The sequence below is a fragment of the Rhodovarius sp. genome (assembly GCF_040399605.1).
Taxonomy (GTDB): Bacteria; Pseudomonadota; Alphaproteobacteria; order Acetobacterales; family Acetobacteraceae; genus Rhodovarius; species Rhodovarius crocodyli_A.
In genome coordinates, this window is record NZ_JBBARU010000006.1 from 57749 (window position 1) to 77424 (window position 19676).

Below are 19676 nucleotides of genomic sequence, written 5' to 3' on the forward strand. Positions count from 1 at the left end.
GTCCGCTGGCAAGCTCTTCTCGCATGAGGCAGGTTAACGCAATGGCGCGCTTGACGCCACAAGCGGCAGCTAGCGCCCTAAAAGACAAAACTGGGGGCAGGCGCGAAGCCGGGCAGCGCTGGCGCGGTAGCATCCATCACCGGGCTCATGAAGATTTTGCCATGCAGCTTGGTGCCCAGCACGGCCTGGGGCACCGCATCGGGGCGGGTTTGCACCATGGCCACGCGGCCACCCTCGGCCAATTGCGCCGCAATTGCCTCTGGCAGGGCGGGCACCGCGCCATCGATCAGAATGATTTGGTATGGCGCAGACGCAGCATAACCCAGGGCCAATGGCCCCTGCACCGCCAGCGGCACCGCACCGGGCAGCACGACCGGCCAGGCCTGGCGGGCGATGGCCAGCAGGGCGCCATCCTCCTCCAGCGCGGTCACCACAGCGCCCAGATCAGCCAGCACGGCGGCGGCGTAACCGCTGCCCGCGCCGACAACCAGGGCGGATTCGCCAAGCCGCGCCGCGGCGGCCTGCAGCAGCCGGGCCAATATCATGGGCGCCATCATCGCCCGGCCCGGGGCCAGCGGCACGGCCTCATCGGCATAGGCGCGCGCCTGGGCAGCGGCCGGCACAAAGGCCTCGCGCTCGAGCCTGGCCATGGCGGCCAGCACCAGGGGATCAGTCACCTTATTGGGGCGAAGCTGCCCATCGACCATGAATTTGCGCGCCGCCGCGTATGCCATGGAAACCCTGCCTCATCTTTGTTGCCGCGTTATACCGGCAGCGCGGCCCGCTTGACCATGGGCGGCAGGCACACGATAGAGAGGGTGTGAGGTCCGATGGCCGAGTGGTCAGGCATGGGACTGCAAATCCCCCTACGGCGGTTCGATTCCGCCTCGGACCTCCAACTCCTCATTTTTTGTGATGTTGGCGGCGATGATGGCCGGCTCGGTGCCGTTTGGGCGGCATTCGGCCTGCGCGCTGCGCCCGCAGAGGGGAAGGCCGCACCCGATAGGCGGGTTTTTGGCCAAAGGGGGTGAAAAATTGGCGTGCCCAGCTGGATTCGAACCAGCGGCCTGAAGCTTAGAAGGCTCCTGCTCTATCCAACTGAGCTATGGGCACATAGGCGGGGCGGGAATGGCATAGCAGGCAACTGCCCGCTCAATGCGTCCAATTCTCCGCCCGGCCATATTTGAAATTATCGGCATAGACCTTCGGCTTGATGGCCTTCACCCCCGCCGGCAGGGCCTCCACAGCGTAATCAAGGCCTTGCGCCTCGGCATAGGCCCGCGCTGCCTCCAGCGTGTGGAAGCGCAGCTTCACCTGCCGTTCCGTCGAAAGCCCGCCCGACCAGCCGGTCACCGGGTCCAGCCGGGGCCGGGCATCGGGGGCGAATTCAAGCAGCCATTGGCCCAGGCCCGCCTGGCCGGATTGCATGGCCGAGCGCGGGGGGCTGTAAATTCGTGCCTTTGGCATTGTCATGCTCATCGCAAACCTCGTCTCAACCGGTGCTTTATAGCGGCATCTGGTCGCAGCGCCCAGCCGGTGGCAAGCTCGCCGTCAAAGAGGGGGAACGCCCATGCCCGAAGCAAGCCTGATCATCCGCGGCGGCCAAGTGGTCGATGGCAGCGGTACTGCGCCCTATGAAGCCGATATCGCCATCGCCGATGGGCGCATCGCCGCCATCTCCCGCCACATCACCGCCCCGCGCGGCACGCCCGAGATCGATGCGCGCGGCCATGTGGTCACGCCGGGCTTTGTCGATATCCACACCCATTATGATGCGCAGGCGACATGGACGTCGCAAATCCTCTCCTCCTCGCTGCATGGCGTCACCACCGCCTTGCTGGGCAATTGCGGCGTGGGTTTCGCCCCCTGCCGGCCGGAAAGCCGCGATATGCTGGTCAAGCTGATGGAGGGTGTGGAAGATTTGCCCGAGGTGGTGCTGACCGAGGGCCTGCCCTGGAATTGGGAATCCTTCCCCGAATACCTCAACGCCCTCGAATCCCGCCCCTATGACATGGATATCGCAACCCAGGTGCCGCATGCGGCGCTGCGGGTGCATGTGATGGGCCGGCGTGGTTTCGAGCGTGAGCCCGCCACCGCCGAGGACCGCGCCGCCATGGCCCGCCTGGCGCGCGAGGGCATTGCCGCCGGGGCGCTCGGCTTTTCCACCTCCCGCGCCATCGCCCATCGCACCCTGGCCGGCGAGCCCACCCCCACGCTGGGCGCGGCCGAGATCGAGCTGGCCGAAATCGCCGCCGCACTGGGTGGCGGCTGGATGCAATTGATCTCCGATTTCGATGACCCGGCAGAGGAGGAATGGGAGCGGCTGGTCCGCATCGCCCGGCTCTGCGGCCGGCCGATGACGTTTTCCCTGCTGCAACGCGAATCCAAGCCCGATTTCTGGCGCTGGCTGCTGGAGCGCGTCTCGGCCGCCAATGCCGAAGGGCTGTCCATCACCGGCCAGGTGATGGGCCGCCCGGTGGGGCTGATGTTCGGCTTCGAACTCAGCCAGCACCCCTTCCACACCCGCAGCGCCTTCCGCGAGATCGCCCATTTGCCTATGCCCGAGCGCGCTGCCGCCCTGCGCGACCCGGCACGGCGCGCGCGCATCCTGGCCGAACCCTGCGACCCGGCCCTCGCCGCGCGGCTGACCAATTACAGCCGCATCTATAAGCTCACCACCGATTACGAGCCGCCGCCCGAAGCCTCCATCGCCGCCCAGGCCGCCGCCCAGGGCCGTGACCAGGAAGACCTCTGCTATGACTGGATGCTGGAGGATGATGGCCGCGCCATCCTCAACCGGCCGCTGCTGAATTACGCCCATGGCAATCTCGACGCGATCCGCGACATGGTCACCCACCCGCATACCCTGATGGGGCTGGGCGATGGCGGCGCGCATGTCGGCTATATCTGCGATGCCTCGGCGCCCACCCATATGCTTACCCATTGGGTGCGTGACCGGGCACGGGGTGCGCGGCTGCCGCTGGAATTCGCGGTCAAACGCCTCTCGGCCGATAATGCGGCGGCGCTCGGCCTGCATGATCGCGGCCAATTGGCTGTGGGCCGGCGCGCCGATATCAATGTGATCGATATGGAGCGGCTGGGGCTGGAGCGGCCGGTGATGCGCTATGACCTGCCCGCCGGCGGCAAGCGCCTGGTGCAGGGCGCCACCGGCTATGCTGCCACCCTCGTTGCCGGCCAAATCGTCCATGCCCATGGCCAGGCCACCGGCGCCCTGCCCGGCCGTCTCATTCGCGGAGCACAATCATGAGCCACGACCTCGTCATTCGCGGCGGCCATGTGCTGGATGGCACCGGCCGCCCCGGCTTCGCCGCCGATATCGCCATCGATGGCGGCATGATCAGCGCCATCGGCACGGTGCCGGCGCGCGGCGCGGAGGAAATCAACGCCCATGGCCTGCTGGTCACCCCGGGCTTTGTCGATATCCACACCCATTATGATGGCCAGGCGGTGTGGGACAGCCACCTCGCCCCCTCGGCCTGGCATGGTGTGACCACGGCGCTGATGGGCAATTGCGGCGTGGGTTTCGCCCCCTGCCGCGCGGCGGATCGCGACACGCTCATCGCGCTGATGGAAGGTGTGGAGGATATCCCCGGCCCCGTGCTGCATGAGGGGCTGAACTGGTCCTGGGAGAGTTTCCCCGAATATCTCGACGCGCTGGAACGCCGCCCGCGCGACATTGATATCGGCGCGCTGCTGCCCCATGGCGCGGTGCGGGTGCATGTGATGGGCGAGCGGGCGCTGCGCCTCGACAATGCCACCACGGCCGAGATCGCCGCCATGCGCGAATTGACCCGTGAGGCAGTCGCCGCCGGTGCCTTCGGTGCATCCACCAGCCGCACCATCAGCCACAAGACCCTGGCCGGCGACCCCACGCCCACGCTGAAAGCGCAGGAAGAAGAACTGGCCGGCCTCGTCGCAGGCATGAAGGATGGCGGCGGCGGCCTGCTCGAATTGGTGAGCGACTGGAACACCCCAGACCCGGCGCATGAATTCGCGATGGTGCGCCGCATCGCCGAAGGGTTCCATCAACCCATCCTGTTCAGCCTGACCGCGCGGCACGACCGGACCGAGGCCTGGCGCGAGCTTCTCGCCCTCTCCAACCAGGCGGCGGCCGATGGGCTGGTGATTCGCCCGGTATTTCCGCCGCGGCCGATTGGGATTTTGCTGGGGTTGCTGGGCAGCCAGAACCCATTCTCGGGCTGCGCATCTTACAAGGAAATCGCCCATCTCGCCCCCGCCGCCCGCGCGGCGGCGATGCGCGAGCCCGCCCGCCGCGCCGCCATTCTCAGCGAAGACCGCATCAGCGGCTCGAATTTCCCGCTCATCACCCGCCTCTCCTGGGCGCGGATGTTCGCCTTTGGCACGCCCCCCGATTACGCCCCGCCACGCGAGAGCAGCATCGAGGCCGAGGCGGCGCGCCGGGGCATGGCCCCCGAGGCGCTGGCCTATGATCTGCTGGTGGAGAATGAGGGCAATGGCTTCATCTTCGCGCCGCTGACCAATTTTGCCGATTACACCCTTGATGCCAGTGCCGAATTGCTGCGCCACCCCAACACCATCATCGGCCTCTCCGATGGCGGGGCGCATGTCGGCTTCATCTCCGATGGCAGCTTCCCCACCTTTGTCCTGGCGCATTGGTCGCGGCACGGCTTCGCCATGGAGGAGCTGGTGCGGCGGCAAACCTCCGACACCGCCCGCGCCATGGGCCTGACCGATCGCGGCGTGCTTCGCCCGGGGTTGCTGGGCGATATCAACCTTATCGCCGAGGCTGAACTCGCGCTGCCCGCGCCGCGCATGGTGCATGACCTGCCCTCCGGCGGGCGGCGGCTGCTGCAACCGGCGCGGGGCTATCGCGCCACCATCAAGCGCGGCGTGGTGACCTATCGTGACGGCGTGGCCACCGGCGCCTTGCCGGGGCGGCTGCTGCGCAGTGACAGGTAAACTTGACAGTTTGCGTCTAATCCGCGTGACAGTTCGTTTCGATTGCGGCTAGACTTCCACCTCCAGACGGAGGTCGGCCCATGAATGCCATTCAGCGCATCGAAAAAACCCTTGCCGATGCGCTGGGGGAGACAGAGGGCAGCCTGACGCCGCCGCTGCTGGCCCGGGCGATGAACCATGCCGTCTTCCCCGGCGGTGCAAGGGTGCGGCCGCGGCTTTGCCTGGCCACCGCGGCGGCCTGTGGCCAAGGTGGCTCGGAGCTGGCCGCCGCTGCCGCTGCTGCCATCGAGCTGCTGCATTGCGCCTCGCTGGTGCATGACGACATGCCCTGCTTCGACAATGCCGCCACAAGGCGCGGCCGCCCCGCCGTGCACAAGGCCTTTGGCGAGCCTGTGGCCTTGCTGGCCGGCGATGCGCTGATCGTGCTGGCCTTTGACCTGATCGGCCGTGCCGCTGCCCGACCCGGCCAGGGCCAGAAAGCCGGCGCGGTGCTGCGCATCGTGGCGCAGAGCGTGGGCGCGCCCTTTGGCATCGTCGCCGGCCAGGCCTGGGAATGCGAACCCCAGGTGGATGTGGCGATGTACCACCGCAGCAAGACCGGCGCGCTCTTTGCCGGCGCCGCTGCCGCCGGCGCCGCCGCCGCGGGGGCGGACCCCGAGCGCTGGCGCCCGCTCGGCGCCAAGCTGGGCGAGGCCTATCAGGTGGCCGATGATATTGGCGATGCCGTGGCCGATGATGAGGCGGAAATGGGCAAGCCCATCCGCCAGGACACGGCCCTGGGCCGGCCCAATGCGGTGCGCGAATTGGGCGTGGAAGGCGCGCTCAAGCGCCTGCGCAGCCTGGCCGAAGAGGCCATCGCCGCCATCCCCGCCTGCCCTGGCGCGGATGCGCTTGAAGCCATTATTCGCGGCGAATCCAAACGCCTCGTTCCCCGCAGCCTGGCCGTTTACGCCGCCTGATGCCGCTGCCCGAGTTTGTTTTGCGGTTCCGTGACCGGATGGTCGCGCGGCCGGAGTTTCGTCGCTGGGCGGGCCGCTTCTGGGCCACGCGCGCCATGTCGCGCAACCGCGCCGCCTCGCTCTTCGATCTGGCGGCGGGGTTCGTCTATTCGCAAATCCTGCTGGCCTGCGTGCAGCTTGACCTCTTCACCATCCTCGCCGAGGGGCCGCAGCCGCTGGCGCGGCTGGCGGGGCGGCTGAACCTGTCCGAGCGCGCGGCCGAGCAATTGCTGGAGGCGGCGGCGGCACTCGGCCTCGCCCAGCATCGCCAGGGCGGCTACGGGCTGGGGCCGCTGGGCGGGCCGATGGTGGGCAATATCGCCATCGCCGAAATGGTGCGCCACCACGCCATGCTCTATGCCGATATGGCCGACCCGCTGGCGATGCTGCGTGGCGAGGGTGGCGGCGGGCGTCTGGGCCGATTCTGGAGCTATGCCGATGGCGGGCGCCGCCCCGGCCTGGGGGCGGAGGATACCGCGCCCTATTCGGCGCTGATGGCGGCGAGCCAGCCTTTGGTTGCCGCTGAAATCCTTGATGCCTATGATTTTTCGACCCATCGATGCCTGATGGATGTGGGCGGGGGGGCAGGCGCCTTCCTGCAATCGGCCGGCGAGCGCCACCCGGGCCTCAACCTCATGCTGTTCGACCTGCCGCCGGTGGCGGAACTCGCCCGGGCCCGACTCGGGGCTGCGGGCATGGCGGCGCGCAGCCAATGCAATAGCGGCGATTTTCATGCCGATTCCCTGCCCCGCGGCGCCGATGTGATCTCCTTCGTGCGTGTCATTCACGACCATGATGACGACAAGGCACAGGCCCTGCTGGCCCGGGCGCGGGCGGCATTGGAGCCCGGTGCGAGTCTGATCCTGGCCGAACCCATGGCTGGCACGGTGGGGGCCGAGGCGATGGGCGCGGCCTATTTCAACTTCTACCTGCACGCGATGGGCAGCGGCCGGGCGCGGCGGCCGGAATTGCTGATGGAGATGCTGGGCCGGGCCGGTTTCGGCCAGGCCCGGATGCTGCCCACCGCCACGCCGCTGCAAACCCAGGTGATTCACGCAATTGCCAAATAGAACAGCAAACACTGTCCATCTCGCTTGACAGTTTTCGAGTTCGTTTTAGATTTACAACGATCAGGGAGTAAGGAGTCCAGGTGGACACGTTGGCAGTGCTGCTGCGAGAGCCGGAAAGGGTGGAGTTGAGCCGCTTGCAGCTCAGCCCGCCCACGGATTCTGACGTGGTTGTGGACATCGAATGGTCGGGCATCTCCACCGGGACAGAACGGCTGCTCTGGTCGGGCAAGATGCCGCAATTCCCCGGCATGGGTTATCCGCTGGTCCCTGGTTACGAATCGGTGGGGCTGGTGAGCGCCGCCGGCCCACAATCGGGCCATAAGATTGGCAGCCGGGTTTTCGTTCCCGGTGCAAAATGCTTTGGCGATGTGCGCGGGCTGTTTGGCGGTGCGGCGGCGCGGCTGGTGGTGCCCGGCACGCGGGTCACCAAGCTGGCCGATGGGTTGGAGCGCGATGGCGTGCTCCTCGCCCTGGCTGCCACCGCGCAACATGCCCTTGCCGGCCATGACCTGCCTGAACTGATCGTGGGCCATGGCGTGCTCGGCCGGCTGCTCGCCCGCCTCATTATCGCCCAGGGCGGCACCCCGGTGGTGTGGGAAACCAACCCCGACCGTGCCTTGGGCGCGAGGGGTTATCAGGTGATCCATCCGGGCGAGGATGATAGGCACAATTACGCCGGCATCATCGATGTCAGCGGCGATAGCGCCCTGTTGGAAAAACTCATCGCCCGGCTTGCACCGCGCCATGAGGTGATTCTGGCCGGCTTCTATTCCGACCGCCTCTCCTTCCCCTTCCCGCCCGCCTTCATGCGCGAGGCGCGGATTCGCGTCGCCGCCGAATGGCAGGCCGATGATTTGGTGAGCGTCAACGCCATGCTCGCCGATGGCCGCCTCGATATGAGCGGCCTGATCACCCATAGCGGCCGCCCGGCCGATGTGGATGCGCTCTACCGCACCGCCTTCACTGACCCCCTGTGCCTGAAAATGGTGCTCGATTGGAGAATAAACGCATGAATGCCGTCCCCGGGAAGCCGACATCTGCGCAAAGCAACATGACCGACGCGCTGCGCGCCGAAGCCGCACAGGAGCCCGATGGCATCCTGGTGGGTGAGGCCAAGAGTAAGACCCAGGTCATCGCCATCTATGGCAAGGGCGGCATCGGCAAATCCTTCACCCTGGCCAATCTCAGCTGCATGATGGCCGCCCAGGGCAAGCGTGTGCTGCTCATCGGCTGCGACCCGAAAAGCGACACCACCTCCCTGCTCTTCGGCGGCCGCTCCTGCCCCACCATCATCGAGACCTCGTCGCGCAAGAAGGCGGCGGGTGAGCCGGTCTCCATCGGCGATGTCTGCTTCAAGCGCGATGGCGTCTTCGCGATGGAACTCGGCGGGCCGGAGGTGGGCCGCGGCTGCGGCGGGCGTGGCATCATCCATGGCTTCGAGCTGCTGGAAAAGCTCGGCTTCCATGAGTGGGATTTCGACTATGTCCTGCTCGATTTCCTCGGCGACGTGGTCTGCGGCGGTTTTGGCCTGCCGATCGCGCGTGACATGTGCCAGAAGGTGATCGTTGTCGGCAGCAATGATCTGCAATCGCTCTATGTCGCCAATAATGTGTGCTCGGCGGTGGATTATTTCCGCCGTCTGGGTGGCAATGTCGGCGTGGCCGGCATGGTCATCAACAAGGATGACCACACTGGCGAGGCGCAGGCCTTTGCCGCCAAGGTCGGCATCCCCGTCCTCGCCGCCATCCCCGCCGATGATGATATCCGCAAGAAGAGCGCGAATTACGAAATCATCGGCACGCCCGAAAGCGTCTGGGGCCCGCTCTTCGCGGAGCTTGGCCTGCAGGTGGCCGAAGCGCCGCCGGTGCGCCCAACCCCGCTCACCCAGGATGAGCTGCTCGGCCTGTTCAAGGGCGAGGCGGTGGGCCGTGGCGTCACCTTGGTGCCCGCCACCATGGAAGACATGTGCGCCACCGCCGTGCTGGCCAAACCCTCCCTCGAAGTGGTTTACGAGGGGTCCTGATCGGTATGACGGCCCTCCCCGAAACCGCCTCCTGCTCCAGCGCCGATACCCTGGCCGAGGCCGCACGCGCGGCCGGCAAATCCGAGGTGCTGGACCAGCTGGCAAAGGACTACCCCAAGGGTCCGCATGACCAGCCGCAGAGCATGTGCCCGGCCTTTGGTTCCCTGCGCGTGGGGCTGCGGATGCGGCGGGTGGCGACCATCCTCTCGGGCAGCGCCTGCTGCGTTTATGGCCTGACTTTCACCAGCCATTTTTATGGGGCGCGCCGTTCGGTCGGCTATGTGCCGTTCAATTCGGAAACGCTCGTCACTGGCAAACTCTACGAGGACATCATCGAGGCGGTGCATATTACCGCCAAACCCGCCGATTACGACGCGGTGGTGGTGATCAATCTCTGCGTGCCCACCGCCTCGGGCGTGCCGCTGGATAAGTTGCCAAAGCAAATTGATGGCGTGCGGGTCATCGGCATCGATGTGCCGGGCTTTGGTGTACCAACCCATGCCGAAGCCAAGGATGTTCTGGCCGGCGCCATGCTGAAGGCCGCGCGGCTGGAGGCCGAGGCCGGCCCCGTCGCCCGACCGCGCAACCTGGTCGAAAATGAGCGCACCGTGGCGCTGATCGGTGAACTCTTCCCGGCCGACCCGCCGGGTGTGGCGGCCATGCTCTCACCGATGGGCCTGGGGCTCGCACCGCAAACCCCGGCGCGCGAATGGCGTGATCTCTATGCGGCGCTGGACGCCGTGGCGGTGGGTGCAGTGCACCCTTTCTACACGGCCGCTATCCGCGAGTTCCGCAACGCAGGCCGCCCCGTGGTGGGCAGCGGCCCGGTGGGGGTGGAGGGCACTGCCGCCTGGCTCGAAGCGATCGGCCGCGCGGCCAATGTCGAGCCGCAAAAAATCGACGACGCCAAGGCCCGCTTCATCCCCGCCATTCGCGGCGTGCTGGCAGCCAACCCGATCAATGCGCGCCTCACCGTCTCCGGCTATGAGGGTTCGGAGTTGCTGGTGGCCCGCCTGCTGATCGAAGCCGGTGCCGAGGTGCCCTATGTCGGCACCGCCTGCCCGCGCACCGAATGGTCGGAGCAGGACCGTGAATGGCTCGCCGCCCGCGGCGTGCATGTGCAGTACCGCGCCAGCCTGGAGCAGGATGTGCAGGCGATGATGGAGGTCCGCCCGGACCTCGCCATCGGCACCACCCCGCTCGTGCAAAAGGCAAAGGAGCTGGGCATCCCAGCGCTTTATTTCACCAATATGATCTCCGCTCGGCCGCTCTTCGGCCCGGCCGGTGCCGGCTCGCTCGCCGCGATCGTCGCTAACCAGACCAAATCGGCCGAGCGTTTTGGCCGGATGGTCAGTTTCTTCGATGGCGTCGGCACGCCCGACCGCGCCGGCTACGGCTTCCGCGGCGTGCCCGAGGAACCAAAGGGTTTCCGCGAGCGCAATAAGAAGCTTCGCCTGGCGAAGGCCAAGGCGGAAGAGGCGGTGGGCACATGAGCCTCGTCATCGACCACGACCGCGCCGGCGGCTATTGGGGCGCGGTTTATGCCTTCTCGGCCATTCGCGGCCTTCGCGTGGTGATCGACGGCCCGGTGGGCTGCGAGAACCTGCCCGTCACCTCGGTCCTGCACTACACCGACGCCCTGCCGCCGCATGAGCTGCCCGTGGTCGTCACCGGCATCGATGAGGACGCACTATCGCAGAACGGCACCGAGCAATTGCTCAAGCGCGCCGCGGCTACCCAGGACCCGGACCTGCCCGCCGTGGTGGTCACCGGCTCCATCGCCGAGATGATCGGCGGCGGCGTGACGCCGGAAGGCTCCAACCTGCAGCGCTTCATCCCGCGCACCATCGATGAAGACCAGTGGCAATGCGCTGACCGCGCGATCAATTGGCTCTGGAGCGAATTCGGCGCCAAGCGCGGCAAGGTGAAGCCGCGTGTCCGCAAGGAAGGCGAGGTGCCGCGGGTCAATATCATCGGGCCCATCTATGGCACCTTCAACATGCCCTCCGACGTGGCCGAAATCCGCCGCCTGGTGGAGGGCATTGGCTGCGAGGTGAACCTCACCTTCCCGCTCGGCAGCCATGTGGAAGACGTGATCAAGCTGCCCAATGCGGATGTGAATATCTGCATGTACCGCGAATTCGGCCAATTGCTGTGCGAGGCGCTGGATAGGCCCTGGCTGCGCGCGCCCATCGGCATGTTTGCCACCACCAATTTCCTGCGCAAACTCGGTGAACTGACGGGTCTCGACCCCGAGCCCTTCATCGCGGCCGAAAAGCACACCACGCTCAAGCCGATGTGGGATCTGTGGCGCTCGGTCACCCAGGATTTCTACGGCTCGGCCTCGGTGGGCATCGTTGCCACCGGCACCTATGCCCGCGGCATGGCGCGCTTCTTTGGCGAGGAGATGGGCATCCCCGTCAATTTCGCCATCTCGCGCGAGCCAGGCGTGAAGCCGGACAATCAGGCGGTGCGCGAACTCATCAAGACCCGTGCGCCGCTGGTGCTGTACGGCTCCTATAATGAGCGGCTTTATGCGGCCGAAACCGGGGCGCGTTGCGCGTATATCCCGGCCTCATTCCCCGGCGCCATCATCCGCCGCGCCACCGGCACGCCCTTCATGGGTTATGCGGGCGCGACCTATCTGATCCAGGAATACTGCAACGCGATGTTCGACGCGTTGTTCCACATCCTGCCGCTTTCCACCCAGATGGACAGCATTGCTGCAACGCCCGTGCCCCTGCCCTATCGCTGGGATGAAGAGGCGCTGGCGCTGCTCGACGAACAGGTCTCCGACCAACCCTTCCTGCTGCGCATCTCGGCCGCCAAGCGGCTGCGCGAGCAGGTGGAGGCCGCCGCCCGCGAAGCGGGTGAGACCCATGTCACCCCTGAGCGTGCTGCGGCCGCTCTCCAACTTGAGGGCGTGCGCTGATGCGCGCCCTCCATCCCTCTTCCATGGCGCGTGTCGTCCTGGTTGTCCCAGCAGCGCGGGGTGAGCGCTGCAATGGCCTAAAGGCCAGCTCGGAGGTTTAATTATGGCTAACGGAATCACCGAGAACGAAGCCCGCGAAATCCATCGCCTGGTCGTCCAGGGTTGGGTCTTCTCAGTCTTCGCCTCGATGGGTGCCCACGTCCTCGTTTGGCTGTGGCGCCCGCTTGTTTACGGCAACTCCGCCCCTGCTGACTGGCGGATGTTCTGACAATCATCGCGGGCCCGCATCCGCAGGCCCGGGAACATCAAGGAGATCGATACATGCATAAAATTTGGATGGTTGTTAACCCTCTGCGGGTCGGCGTTGCCGGGGCGCTGGGCGTGGTGACGATTGCGGCCGTGATTCACTTCGCCGTTCTCAGCTCGCCGCGCTACTGCGATCACCTGGGCTGGTGCGCAGCTTCGACGGCGACGGCCAACACCGCGCTGCCGCGCCGCTGACGCGGCTCGGTCGGTGGCGGGTTCGCGCCGGTTCAACTGACCCGGTACGCCCGCCACCGACTAAGACCGTGACTGCTGACGGAGGCATGCGGCCCCCGTCATGGCTCTTCAACGCATGAAGGGGGTTCCGGCCCATGGCTGTACTCAGTTTCGAGAAAAAGTACCGGGTCCGCGGCGGCACCCTCGTCGGCGGCGACCTGTTTGATTTTTGGGTGGGGCCTTTCTACGTGGGCCTTTTTGGTGTCACGACGATCTTCTTCTCCCTGCTCGGGACGGCGCTGATCCTGGTGGCCGCCGCCGGTGGAGGGACGTTCAATCCGTGGCGGATCAATATTGCACCGCCCGATATCGCCTATGGCCTGCGCCTGGCGCCGATGGCGTTGGGTGGATACTGGCAGGTGATCACCATCTGTGCCCTGGGTGCCTTTGGAAGCTGGGCGCTGCGCCAGGCTGAAATCGCCCGCAAGCTCGGCATGGGAATGCATATTCCGGTGGCCTATTCGGTTGCCGTCTTCGCCTTTTTCACGCTGAACGTGATCCGCCCCGTGCTGATGGGCGCCTGGGGGCATGGCTTCCCCTATGGCATCTTCAGTCACCTCGATTGGGTGTCCAACGTCGGCTACCAGTATCTGCATTTCCACTACAACCCGGCACATATGATCGCGGTGACGCTGTTCTTCACCACGACCTTCGCCCTCTCGCTCCACGCCTCGCTGGTGCTGGCCGCGATCAACCCCGCCAAGGGTGAGGCCGTGAAGGGCGCCGAGCATGAGAACAGCTTCTACCGTGACTTCATCGGCTACTCGATCGGCACTTTGGGCATCCACCGGCTGGGTCTCTTCCTCGCGCTCAGCGCGGGCATCTGGTCGGCGATTTGCATCGTCATCAGCGGTCCCTTCTGGACGCGCGGCTGGCCCGAATGGTGGGGCTGGTGGCTCAAGCTGCCATTCTGGTCGATCTGAGAGAGGGGCAAGGAAACATGGCTGAATACCAATATCTCTTCACCCGGATCCAGGTCCGTGGCCCGCTCTACCCGGGTGTGCCACTGCCGGCCGAGGATGAGCCCCGCTCGAAGCCCTTCGGCTTCAGCCATCTGGCCGGCAAGCTGGGCGATGCCCAGATCGGCCCGATGTATCTGGGCACCTATGGCGTGCTCTCCCTGATGCTGGGCTTCATCGCCTTCGAGATCATCGGGCTGAACATGCTGGCCTCGGTGAACTGGAATCCGGTGCTCTTCGTGCGGGACCTCTTTTGGCTCTCGCTCGATCCGCCGCTGCCCCAGCATGGCCTGCGGCTGATGATGCCCATGCATGAGGGCGGCTGGTGGCTGCTTGCGGGCGCCTGCCTCACCGCCTCGCTGCTGCTGTGGTGCGCACGCACCTATGCCAGGGCGAAGTCGCTGGGCCTGGGCACCCACACCACCTGGGCCTTCATGGGCGCCATCTGGCTCTTCCTGGTGCTCGGCTTCATCCGCCCCATCATGATGGGCAGCTGGAGTGAGGCGGTGCCCTTTGGCATCTTCTCGCACCTGGATTGGACCGCAGCCTTCTCCATCCGCTACGGCAACCTCTTCTACAATCCGTTCCATGCGCTGAGCATCGTCTTCCTCTACGGATCGGTGCTGATCTTCGCCATGCATGGCGCGACCATCCTGGCAGTGGGCCGCTTCGGCGGCGAGCGTGAGGTGGAACACACCATCGACCGCGGCACCGCGGCCGAGCGTGCGGGCCTGTTCTGGCGCTGGACCATGGGCTTCAACGCCACTTACGAGAGCATCCATCGCTGGGCCTGGTGGTTCGCCATCCTCACCCCGGTGACAGGTGGTATCGGCATCCTGCTGACCGGCACGCTGGTCGATAACTGGTACCTCTGGGCCATGGATCGCGGCTTCGTCGCCTCCTATCCGCCCTACGACACCGTGAACCCGTACCTGCAAGGAGCTCCGCGATGAGGTTCAACACGACCAACGTCACGCTGCTCTCGCTGGCCGGTGCGGCTGCGGTGATCGGCTTTGGCCTGCTCTTCACCTTCGAGCGGCTGCCGGTGCAAACCGTGCAGGGCGGCTTCCGCGGCACCTCCATGGGGCGGGTGGACAACCCCCGCACCGCGGTGGTGATGGTGGCCGCCAACCAGGCCCCCGAAGCCCCCGAAGCGGCCGACGCCACTGGCGAACGCGCCCGGGAAGTCTACGAGAATGTCCCCGTGCTGGGCCATCTCAGCGTGGAGCAGTTTGGGCGCATCATGAATGTGATGACCCAGTGGCTCTACCCTGGCGAGGGTGATGCGGTGGGCTGCAATGGCTGCCACGTCGCGGGCAATTTCGCCTCGGATGACAAGTACCAAAAGCATGTCGCGCGCCGCATGATCCAAATGACCATGGCGCTCAACAGCGAATGGACGCCGCATACGGCGCAGACCGGCGTCACCTGCTGGACCTGCCACCGTGGCCAGTCGGTGCCCGCCAATGTCTGGCACGAGGCGCCGCGCAGCACGGGGCCGAACTTCCTGACCGGCCCGGGCGAGCAGAACCGCCCGAGCCTGGCAGCCGGCCTGTCCGACCTGCCACTCGACCCCTTCACGCCCTATCTGATGGGCGCGCAGGAAATCCGGATGCAGGGTGCCAACCAGCACCCCCGCCCGGAAAGCCGCCAGTCCATCCAGCAAACGGAATGGACCTATTCGCTGATGATGCACATGTCGACATCGCTCGGCGTGAACTGCACCTTCTGCCACAACAGCCGCGCCTTCGCGAATTGGGAAGAGAGCCCGCCGCAACGTGCCCTCGCCTGGCAGGGGATCCGCATGGTCCGCGATATCAATAACACCTATATCGAGAGCCTGCGTGAGCGCTTCCCGGCCAACCGTCTCGGGCCGCTCGGCGATACGCTGAAGGCAAACTGCACGACCTGCCACCAGGGCGTGAACAAGCCGATGTATGGCGCGCCGATGATCCGTGACTACCCCGAACTGCTGCCGGCACCCGCCGCCCAGCGGGCCGAGGTGGCCGGGCCTCGCATTCAGTAACCTCCCCAATTGCGGGGTGAGACAGCGCGGCCGGGCCTTCGGGTCCGGCCGTTTTTTTTCGCCCGCATGGCAGGGTGTTGAATTCTCGGGCCAGGGCGCAGTTTGCGGTTGCAAGCCACGGCCGCACAGGCCCATCTGCGGCCTCATGCCCTTGCCCCGCGCCTTCATACCCCTCCGTCACCCGGCTTTCCGGATGCTCTGGATCGCCAACCTCGCCTCCAATATCGGCCTTTGGGTGCAGAACACCGGCGCGGGCTGGCTGATGACCACGCTCAGCCCCTCACCCATCATGGTCTCGCTGGTGCAGGCGGCCTCGATGCTGCCGGTCTTCATGCTGGCAGTGCCGGCCGGCGCGCTCGCCGATATCATGGACCGGCGCACCTATTTGCTGATGACCCAAGCGTGGCTAGCTGTGGTGGCGCTGCTGCTCTGCGCGCTCGATCTGTCGGGCGTGCTCGGGCCTTGGGGGTTGCTCGGCTTTACCTTCGCGCTCGGCGCGGGCCTTGCCATGAGCTTTCCTGGCTGGGCCGCCACGACGCCTGAATTGGTCCCGCGCGAGGATTTCGTTGGCGCCATCGCGCTGAATGGCATTGGCTTCAATATTGCCCGCGCGCTGGGCCCGGCGATTGGCGGCGTGATCATCGCCAGCTACAGCACCGCCGCCGCCTTCGCCTTCAATGCGCTGTGTATCCTCACCCTCGCCGGCGCATTGCTGATGTGGAAGCGCGAGCCCACGCCCCGGCATGGCCCGCGGGAGAATTTCCTCTCCGCCATCCGTGCCGGTTTGCGCTTTGTGGCGGCGACGCCGGCGATGCGCTCGGCCATTATCCGCGCCTGCATGTTCTTCCTCTTCGGTGCGGCGGTCTGGGGGCTGCTGCCGCTGCTGGTACGCCAGGAGCTGGGCCTGGGGCCGCAGGCCTTCGGGCTGATGCTGGGCGCCATGGGTGCAGGTGCGGTCACCGCCGGCTTCCTCATGCCCAGCCTGCGCGGGCGGATGAACCGCAGCCAGATCGTCTGGGCGGCCTCGGCCCTCTCGGCGCTCGCCATGGCGGTGATTGCGGCCGCGGCGCTGCTCGGCCTGGGCTGGGTTGCGGCGGGGGTGGGTATTTTTCTTTACGGCATGGCCTGGCTGGCGGCGGCCAGCACATTGCAGGCGGCCGCCTCCCTCGCTGCCCCCAATTGGGTGCGCGCTCGCGCCATGGGCATCTACCAGATGGGTTTCTTCGGTGCGATGACCCTGGGCTCGGCCGTGGCAGGCTGGATTGGCGAGCATGCCGGCTCGGGCGGCGCTTTGGCACTTTTCGCCGCCTGCGGCCTCATCGGCGGCTTTTTGGTGCGCGGCCGCAGCCTCGATGCCGAGAGCACCAGCTACGCCGCCACCGCGACACAGGCGCCCTCCCCCGCCCCGGCCGCCGATGCCCTACGGCCACTGCTGGCCGGCGATAGCGGCCGGGTGCTGGAGGTGGTGCGCTATCAGGTTGCCCCCGAATCCCGCGCGGGATTCTTGGCGCATATGGAGGAGGTGCGCCGGGTGCGGCTGCGCGCGGGTGCCGCCACTTGGCGGCTCTATGAGGATATCGCCCGGCCGGAACGCTATGTGGAGCTATGGTCCATCGAGAGCTGGACCGAACATTTGCGCGAAGAGGCCAGGATGACCGAGACGGACCGCGCGATCGTCGCCGCCGCGATGGGCTATGACCGCTCGGCCGAGGGGCCGGAGGCGGTGCGCTACCTCCATGTGGTGTAGTTAGCCCAGCATCACCTGCGCGCAAGCATCAAGGATGGTCTCCACATCCAGCCCATACTCGGCATAGAGTGCGGGAATGTCGCCCGCCTGGCCAAAATGATCCACGCCCAGCGCCGCAATGCGATGCCCCCGCACGCCCCCCAGCCATGACAGCGATGCCGGGTGGCCATCGAGCACCGTCACGATCCCCGCATCGGCCGCCAGCGGCGCCAGCAGGGCCTCGATATGCGAGGTAGCCGCAGGCCCGCCCCGCGCCCGCGCCCGCGCCGTGAGCCAGCCCTGATGCAGCCTGTCGGGGCTGGTGATGGCCAAAAGCCCCGCACTCGGCTCCTCCTCCCGCAACGCGGCAAAGCCCGCCATGGCCTCGGGTGCCACCGGCCCCTGATAGGCGATGGCGATGCGCGCGCCGGGCGCGGGTGGCACCATCCAATACCCGCCCTCGATCACCGCCGCCTCATCCAGCACCCGGCCGGGCTGCTCGAGGCCGCGGGTGGAGAGGCGCAGCCAGATGCTGGAACCTCCCTGCTCCTGCTGCATGATGGCAAAGCCATGGCGCATCAGCACCGCCAACTCATCGGCGAAGGCCGGCTCGAAGCTGGCCAGCCTATCCTGCGCCATGCCGATCAGCGGCGTATTGGTGGATTGGTGCTGCCCCCCCTCCGGCGCCAGCGACAGCCCCGATGGCGTGCTGACCAGCATGAAGCGCGCATCCTGGTAGCAACCATAAATCAGCGCATCGAGGCCGCGATTGACGAAGGGGTCATACACCGTGCCGATGGGCAGCAGCCGCGCGCCATAGAGCGTATGGGCGAGGCCCAGCGCGCCCAGCACCAGAAAGAGGTTCTGCTCGGCGATGCCGAGTTCGATGTGTTGCCCCTCGGGCGACATGCCCCAGCGCTGCGCCGAGGCCAGCTTGGCATCGCGGAAGACGTCATTCTTCAGATGCCGGTCAAAAATCCCCCGCCGGTTCACCCAGGCACCCAGATTGGTCGAGACGGTGACATCGGGGCTCGTGGTGACAATCCGGCTGGCCATGGCGGCGAATTCGCCCTCGCCGCGGCCGATCTCGGCCAGGATGTCGCCAAAGGCGGATTGGGTGGAGAGTTTCTTGCCCGGGGTGGCGCGCGGCGGCGGCAGCCTGGCGGGGATGGGCACGCTGGGCGCCGAGAGCCGCCGCCCGCCTGGGGTGAGTTTCTCAGCAAAAGGCACCTGGCGCAGAAACGCGCCAAACGCCTCGGGCGAGACATCCAGCCCTTCGGAAAAATCCCATTCATGGCCGTCGCGAATGCGCATCTCGGCCTTGAATTGCTGCATCTGGCCCGGCGTCATCAGGCCGGAATGATTGTCCTTATGGCCGGCAAAGGGCAGGCCCATGCCCTTGATGGTATAGGCGATGAAGCAGGTGGGCTGGTCGCCCTCAGCATCGGCGGCGCGGAACGCCTCGGTCAGCGTCTCGATATCATGGCCGCCCAGATTGTTCATCAGGGCGTGGAGTTCATCATCGCTCAGCGGATCGATAATGGCACGAATGGCCGGTTCGCGGCCGATTTCGCTCAGAAGCGCGGCACGGAAGGCAGCACCACCCTGGAAGGTGAGCGCGGCATAAAGCGAATTGGGGCAATCATCGATCCAGCGGCGCAGCGCCTCGCCGCCCGGGCGGGCAAAGGCGGCTTCCAGCTTGCGGCCATATTTGAGGGTGACGACATTCCAGCCCATATCGCGGAACAGCCCCTCGATCCGGCCAAATAACCGGTCGGGCACCACGGAATCGAGCGATTGGCGGTTGTAATCCACCACCCACCAGACATTGCGGATATCGTGCTTCCAGCCCTCCAGCAGGGCTTCGTAAATATTGCCCTCATCGAGTTCGGCATCGCCCACAATGGCGACATGGCGCCCGGCGGGCAGGCCCTCGGGCGCCAGCTTATGGAGCCGGACATAATCCTGCACCAAGGCGCCAAAGCTGGTAAGTGCGACGCCGAGGCCCACCGAGCCGGTGGAGAAATCCACCTCCGCCCCATCCTTCATCCGCGAGGGATAGGGCTGAATGCCGCCAAATTGGCGCAGGGTTTCCAGCTTGTCGCGCGATTGCCGGCCCAGCAGCCAATTGATGGCATGGAAGACCGGCCCGGCATGCGGCTTCACCGCCACCCTATCCTGCGGCCGCAGCGCATCGAAATACAGCGCGGTGAGGATGGAGACGGCCGAGGCGCAACTCGCCTGGTGGCCGCCCACCTTGAGCCCATCGCGATTGGGGCGGATGTGGTTGGCGTGGTGGATCATCCAGGCCGAGAGCCAGAGGAGCTTTTTCTCGAGCGCATGCAGCATGGCAATATTGTCGGCCGCGATGGCGGGGATGGGTTTTCCCTGATGGGTCATGGGTGCTCTCCCTGGCTGGGTCAGTCTAGCCATGACCGGG

General features: G+C 66.4%; 16 protein-coding genes and 2 tRNA genes. 14 read left to right on the forward strand and 4 right to left on the reverse strand.

Annotated features, from left to right (window positions below):
* Nucleotides 1-77: 77 nt before the first annotated feature.
* Complete coding sequence (locus ABWP84_RS03560; protein ID WP_353210618.1) at nt 78-734, reverse strand: protein-L-isoaspartate O-methyltransferase; 657 nt, start codon at nt 732-734, stop codon at nt 78-80.
* Between the two features lie 90 nt (nt 735-824).
* Here ABWP84_RS03560 and ABWP84_RS03565 point away from each other — a divergent pair.
* Nucleotides 825-898 (forward strand) — tRNA-Cys (locus tag ABWP84_RS03565).
* Between the two features lie 138 nt (nt 899-1036).
* On the opposite strand, the gene ABWP84_RS03570 is transcribed toward ABWP84_RS03565, so the two are convergent.
* A tRNA-Arg gene (locus tag ABWP84_RS03570) sits at nt 1037-1113 on the reverse strand.
* Nucleotides 1114-1152: 39 nt separating this feature from the next.
* Nucleotides 1153-1467, reverse strand: coding sequence for an NADH dehydrogenase ubiquinone Fe-S protein 4 (locus ABWP84_RS03575; protein ID WP_353210619.1), 315 nt, complete (start codon nt 1465-1467; stop codon nt 1153-1155).
* Nucleotides 1468-1570: 103 nt separating this feature from the next.
* On the opposite strand from ABWP84_RS03575, the gene ABWP84_RS03580 reads away from it, so the two are divergent.
* From ABWP84_RS03580 to ABWP84_RS03640, 13 genes are all read left to right on the forward strand, one after another.
* Nucleotides 1571-3268 carry an amidohydrolase family protein gene (locus ABWP84_RS03580; protein WP_353210620.1) on the forward strand — a complete coding sequence of 566 codons (1698 nt, stop codon included), beginning with the start codon at nt 1571-1573 and terminating at the stop codon, nt 3266-3268.
* Nucleotides 3265-4962, forward strand: coding sequence for an amidohydrolase family protein (locus tag ABWP84_RS03585; protein ID WP_353210621.1), 1698 nt, complete (start codon nt 3265-3267; stop codon nt 4960-4962). Before ABWP84_RS03580 ends, ABWP84_RS03585 begins: the two co-directional genes overlap by 4 nt.
* A gap of 80 nt (nt 4963-5042) precedes the next feature.
* Entirely contained in the window at nt 5043-5921 is an 879-nt protein-coding gene (locus tag ABWP84_RS03590; protein WP_353210622.1) for a polyprenyl synthetase family protein, read from the forward strand.
* The gene (locus ABWP84_RS03595; RefSeq protein WP_353210623.1) at nt 5921-7030 is read left to right on the forward strand and encodes a methyltransferase; all 1110 of its coding nucleotides are present in this window, start codon (nt 5921-5923) and stop codon (nt 7028-7030) included. Before ABWP84_RS03590 ends, ABWP84_RS03595 begins: the two co-directional genes overlap by 1 nt.
* Nucleotides 7031-7110: 80 nt before the next feature.
* The gene (gene bchC, locus ABWP84_RS03600) at nt 7111-8043 is read left to right on the forward strand and encodes a chlorophyll synthesis pathway protein BchC (protein ID WP_353210624.1); all 933 of its coding nucleotides are present in this window, start codon (nt 7111-7113) and stop codon (nt 8041-8043) included.
* Nucleotides 8044-8081: 38 nt separating this feature from the next.
* Nucleotides 8082-9053 (forward strand): chlorophyllide a reductase iron protein subunit X, encoded by a 972-nt coding sequence (locus ABWP84_RS03605; RefSeq protein WP_353210625.1) that lies wholly within the window; start codon nt 8082-8084, stop codon nt 9051-9053.
* Between the two features lie 5 nt (nt 9054-9058).
* Nucleotides 9059-10546 carry a chlorophyllide a reductase subunit Y gene (bchY, locus tag ABWP84_RS03610; protein WP_353210626.1) on the forward strand — a complete coding sequence of 496 codons (1488 nt, stop codon included), beginning with the start codon at nt 9059-9061 and terminating at the stop codon, nt 10544-10546.
* Nucleotides 10543-11985, forward strand: a complete 1443-nt coding sequence (gene bchZ, locus ABWP84_RS03615; protein WP_353210627.1) for a chlorophyllide a reductase subunit Z — start codon at nt 10543-10545, stop codon at nt 11983-11985. Before bchY ends, bchZ begins: the two co-directional genes overlap by 4 nt.
* A gap of 321 nt (nt 11986-12306) precedes the next feature.
* A complete protein-coding gene (gene pufA / locus ABWP84_RS03620; protein ID WP_353210628.1) occupies nt 12307-12486 on the forward strand; it encodes a light-harvesting antenna LH1, alpha subunit in 180 nt (59 codons plus the stop codon).
* A 134-nt stretch (nt 12487-12620) separates the two neighbouring features.
* The gene (gene pufL / locus ABWP84_RS03625) at nt 12621-13448 is read left to right on the forward strand and encodes a photosynthetic reaction center subunit L (RefSeq protein WP_353210629.1); all 828 of its coding nucleotides are present in this window, start codon (nt 12621-12623) and stop codon (nt 13446-13448) included.
* A 17-nt stretch (nt 13449-13465) separates the two neighbouring features.
* The gene (pufM, locus tag ABWP84_RS03630) at nt 13466-14437 is read left to right on the forward strand and encodes a photosynthetic reaction center subunit M (protein WP_353210630.1); all 972 of its coding nucleotides are present in this window, start codon (nt 13466-13468) and stop codon (nt 14435-14437) included.
* Nucleotides 14434-15510: a photosynthetic reaction center cytochrome PufC gene (gene pufC, locus ABWP84_RS03635; protein ID WP_353210631.1), complete on the forward strand. Its 1077-nt coding sequence runs from the start codon at nt 14434-14436 to the stop codon at nt 15508-15510. Before pufM ends, pufC begins: the two co-directional genes overlap by 4 nt.
* A 145-nt stretch (nt 15511-15655) precedes the next feature.
* Nucleotides 15656-17257, forward strand: coding sequence for an MFS transporter (locus ABWP84_RS03640; protein WP_353210632.1), 1602 nt, complete (start codon nt 15656-15658; stop codon nt 17255-17257).
* Here the strand turns inward: ABWP84_RS03640 and ABWP84_RS03645 are convergent, their stop codons facing one another.
* Nucleotides 17258-19636 (reverse strand): 1-deoxy-D-xylulose-5-phosphate synthase N-terminal domain-containing protein, encoded by a 2379-nt coding sequence (locus ABWP84_RS03645; protein ID WP_408904232.1) that lies wholly within the window; start codon nt 19634-19636, stop codon nt 17258-17260.
* Nucleotides 19637-19676: the final 40 nt, after the last annotated feature.

Bases quoted from the DNA above. Each gene is read 5' to 3' on its own strand.
- ABWP84_RS03580 (WP_353210620.1), top strand. From the start codon at position 1,571: ATGCCCGAAGCAAGCCTGATCATCCGCGGCGGCCAAGTGGTCGATGGC.
- ABWP84_RS03595 (WP_353210623.1), top strand. From the start codon at position 5,921: ATGCCGCTGCCCGAGTTTGTTTTGCGGTTCCGTGACCGGATGGTCGCG.
- pufL (WP_353210629.1), top strand. From the start codon at position 12,621: ATGGCTGTACTCAGTTTCGAGAAAAAGTACCGGGTCCGCGGCGGCACC.
- bchY (WP_353210626.1), top strand. From the start codon at position 9,059: ATGACGGCCCTCCCCGAAACCGCCTCCTGCTCCAGCGCCGATACCCTG.
- ABWP84_RS03645 (WP_408904232.1), bottom strand. From the start codon at position 19,636: ATGACCCATCAGGGAAAACCCATCCCCGCCATCGCGGCCGACAATATT.
- pufC (WP_353210631.1), top strand. From the start codon at position 14,434: ATGAGGTTCAACACGACCAACGTCACGCTGCTCTCGCTGGCCGGTGCG.
- pufA (WP_353210628.1), top strand. From the start codon at position 12,307: ATGCATAAAATTTGGATGGTTGTTAACCCTCTGCGGGTCGGCGTTGCC.
- pufM (WP_353210630.1), top strand. From the start codon at position 13,466: ATGGCTGAATACCAATATCTCTTCACCCGGATCCAGGTCCGTGGCCCG.
- ABWP84_RS03560 (WP_353210618.1), bottom strand. From the start codon at position 734: ATGGCATACGCGGCGGCGCGCAAATTCATGGTCGATGGGCAGCTTCGC.
- ABWP84_RS03575 (WP_353210619.1), bottom strand. From the start codon at position 1,467: ATGCCAAAGGCACGAATTTACAGCCCCCCGCGCTCGGCCATGCAATCC.
- ABWP84_RS03590 (WP_353210622.1), top strand. From the start codon at position 5,043: ATGAATGCCATTCAGCGCATCGAAAAAACCCTTGCCGATGCGCTGGGG.
- bchZ (WP_353210627.1), top strand. From the start codon at position 10,543: ATGAGCCTCGTCATCGACCACGACCGCGCCGGCGGCTATTGGGGCGCG.
- ABWP84_RS03585 (WP_353210621.1), top strand. From the start codon at position 3,265: ATGAGCCACGACCTCGTCATTCGCGGCGGCCATGTGCTGGATGGCACC.
- ABWP84_RS03605 (WP_353210625.1), top strand. From the start codon at position 8,082: ATGACCGACGCGCTGCGCGCCGAAGCCGCACAGGAGCCCGATGGCATC.
- ABWP84_RS03640 (WP_353210632.1), top strand. From the start codon at position 15,656: ATGCCCTTGCCCCGCGCCTTCATACCCCTCCGTCACCCGGCTTTCCGG.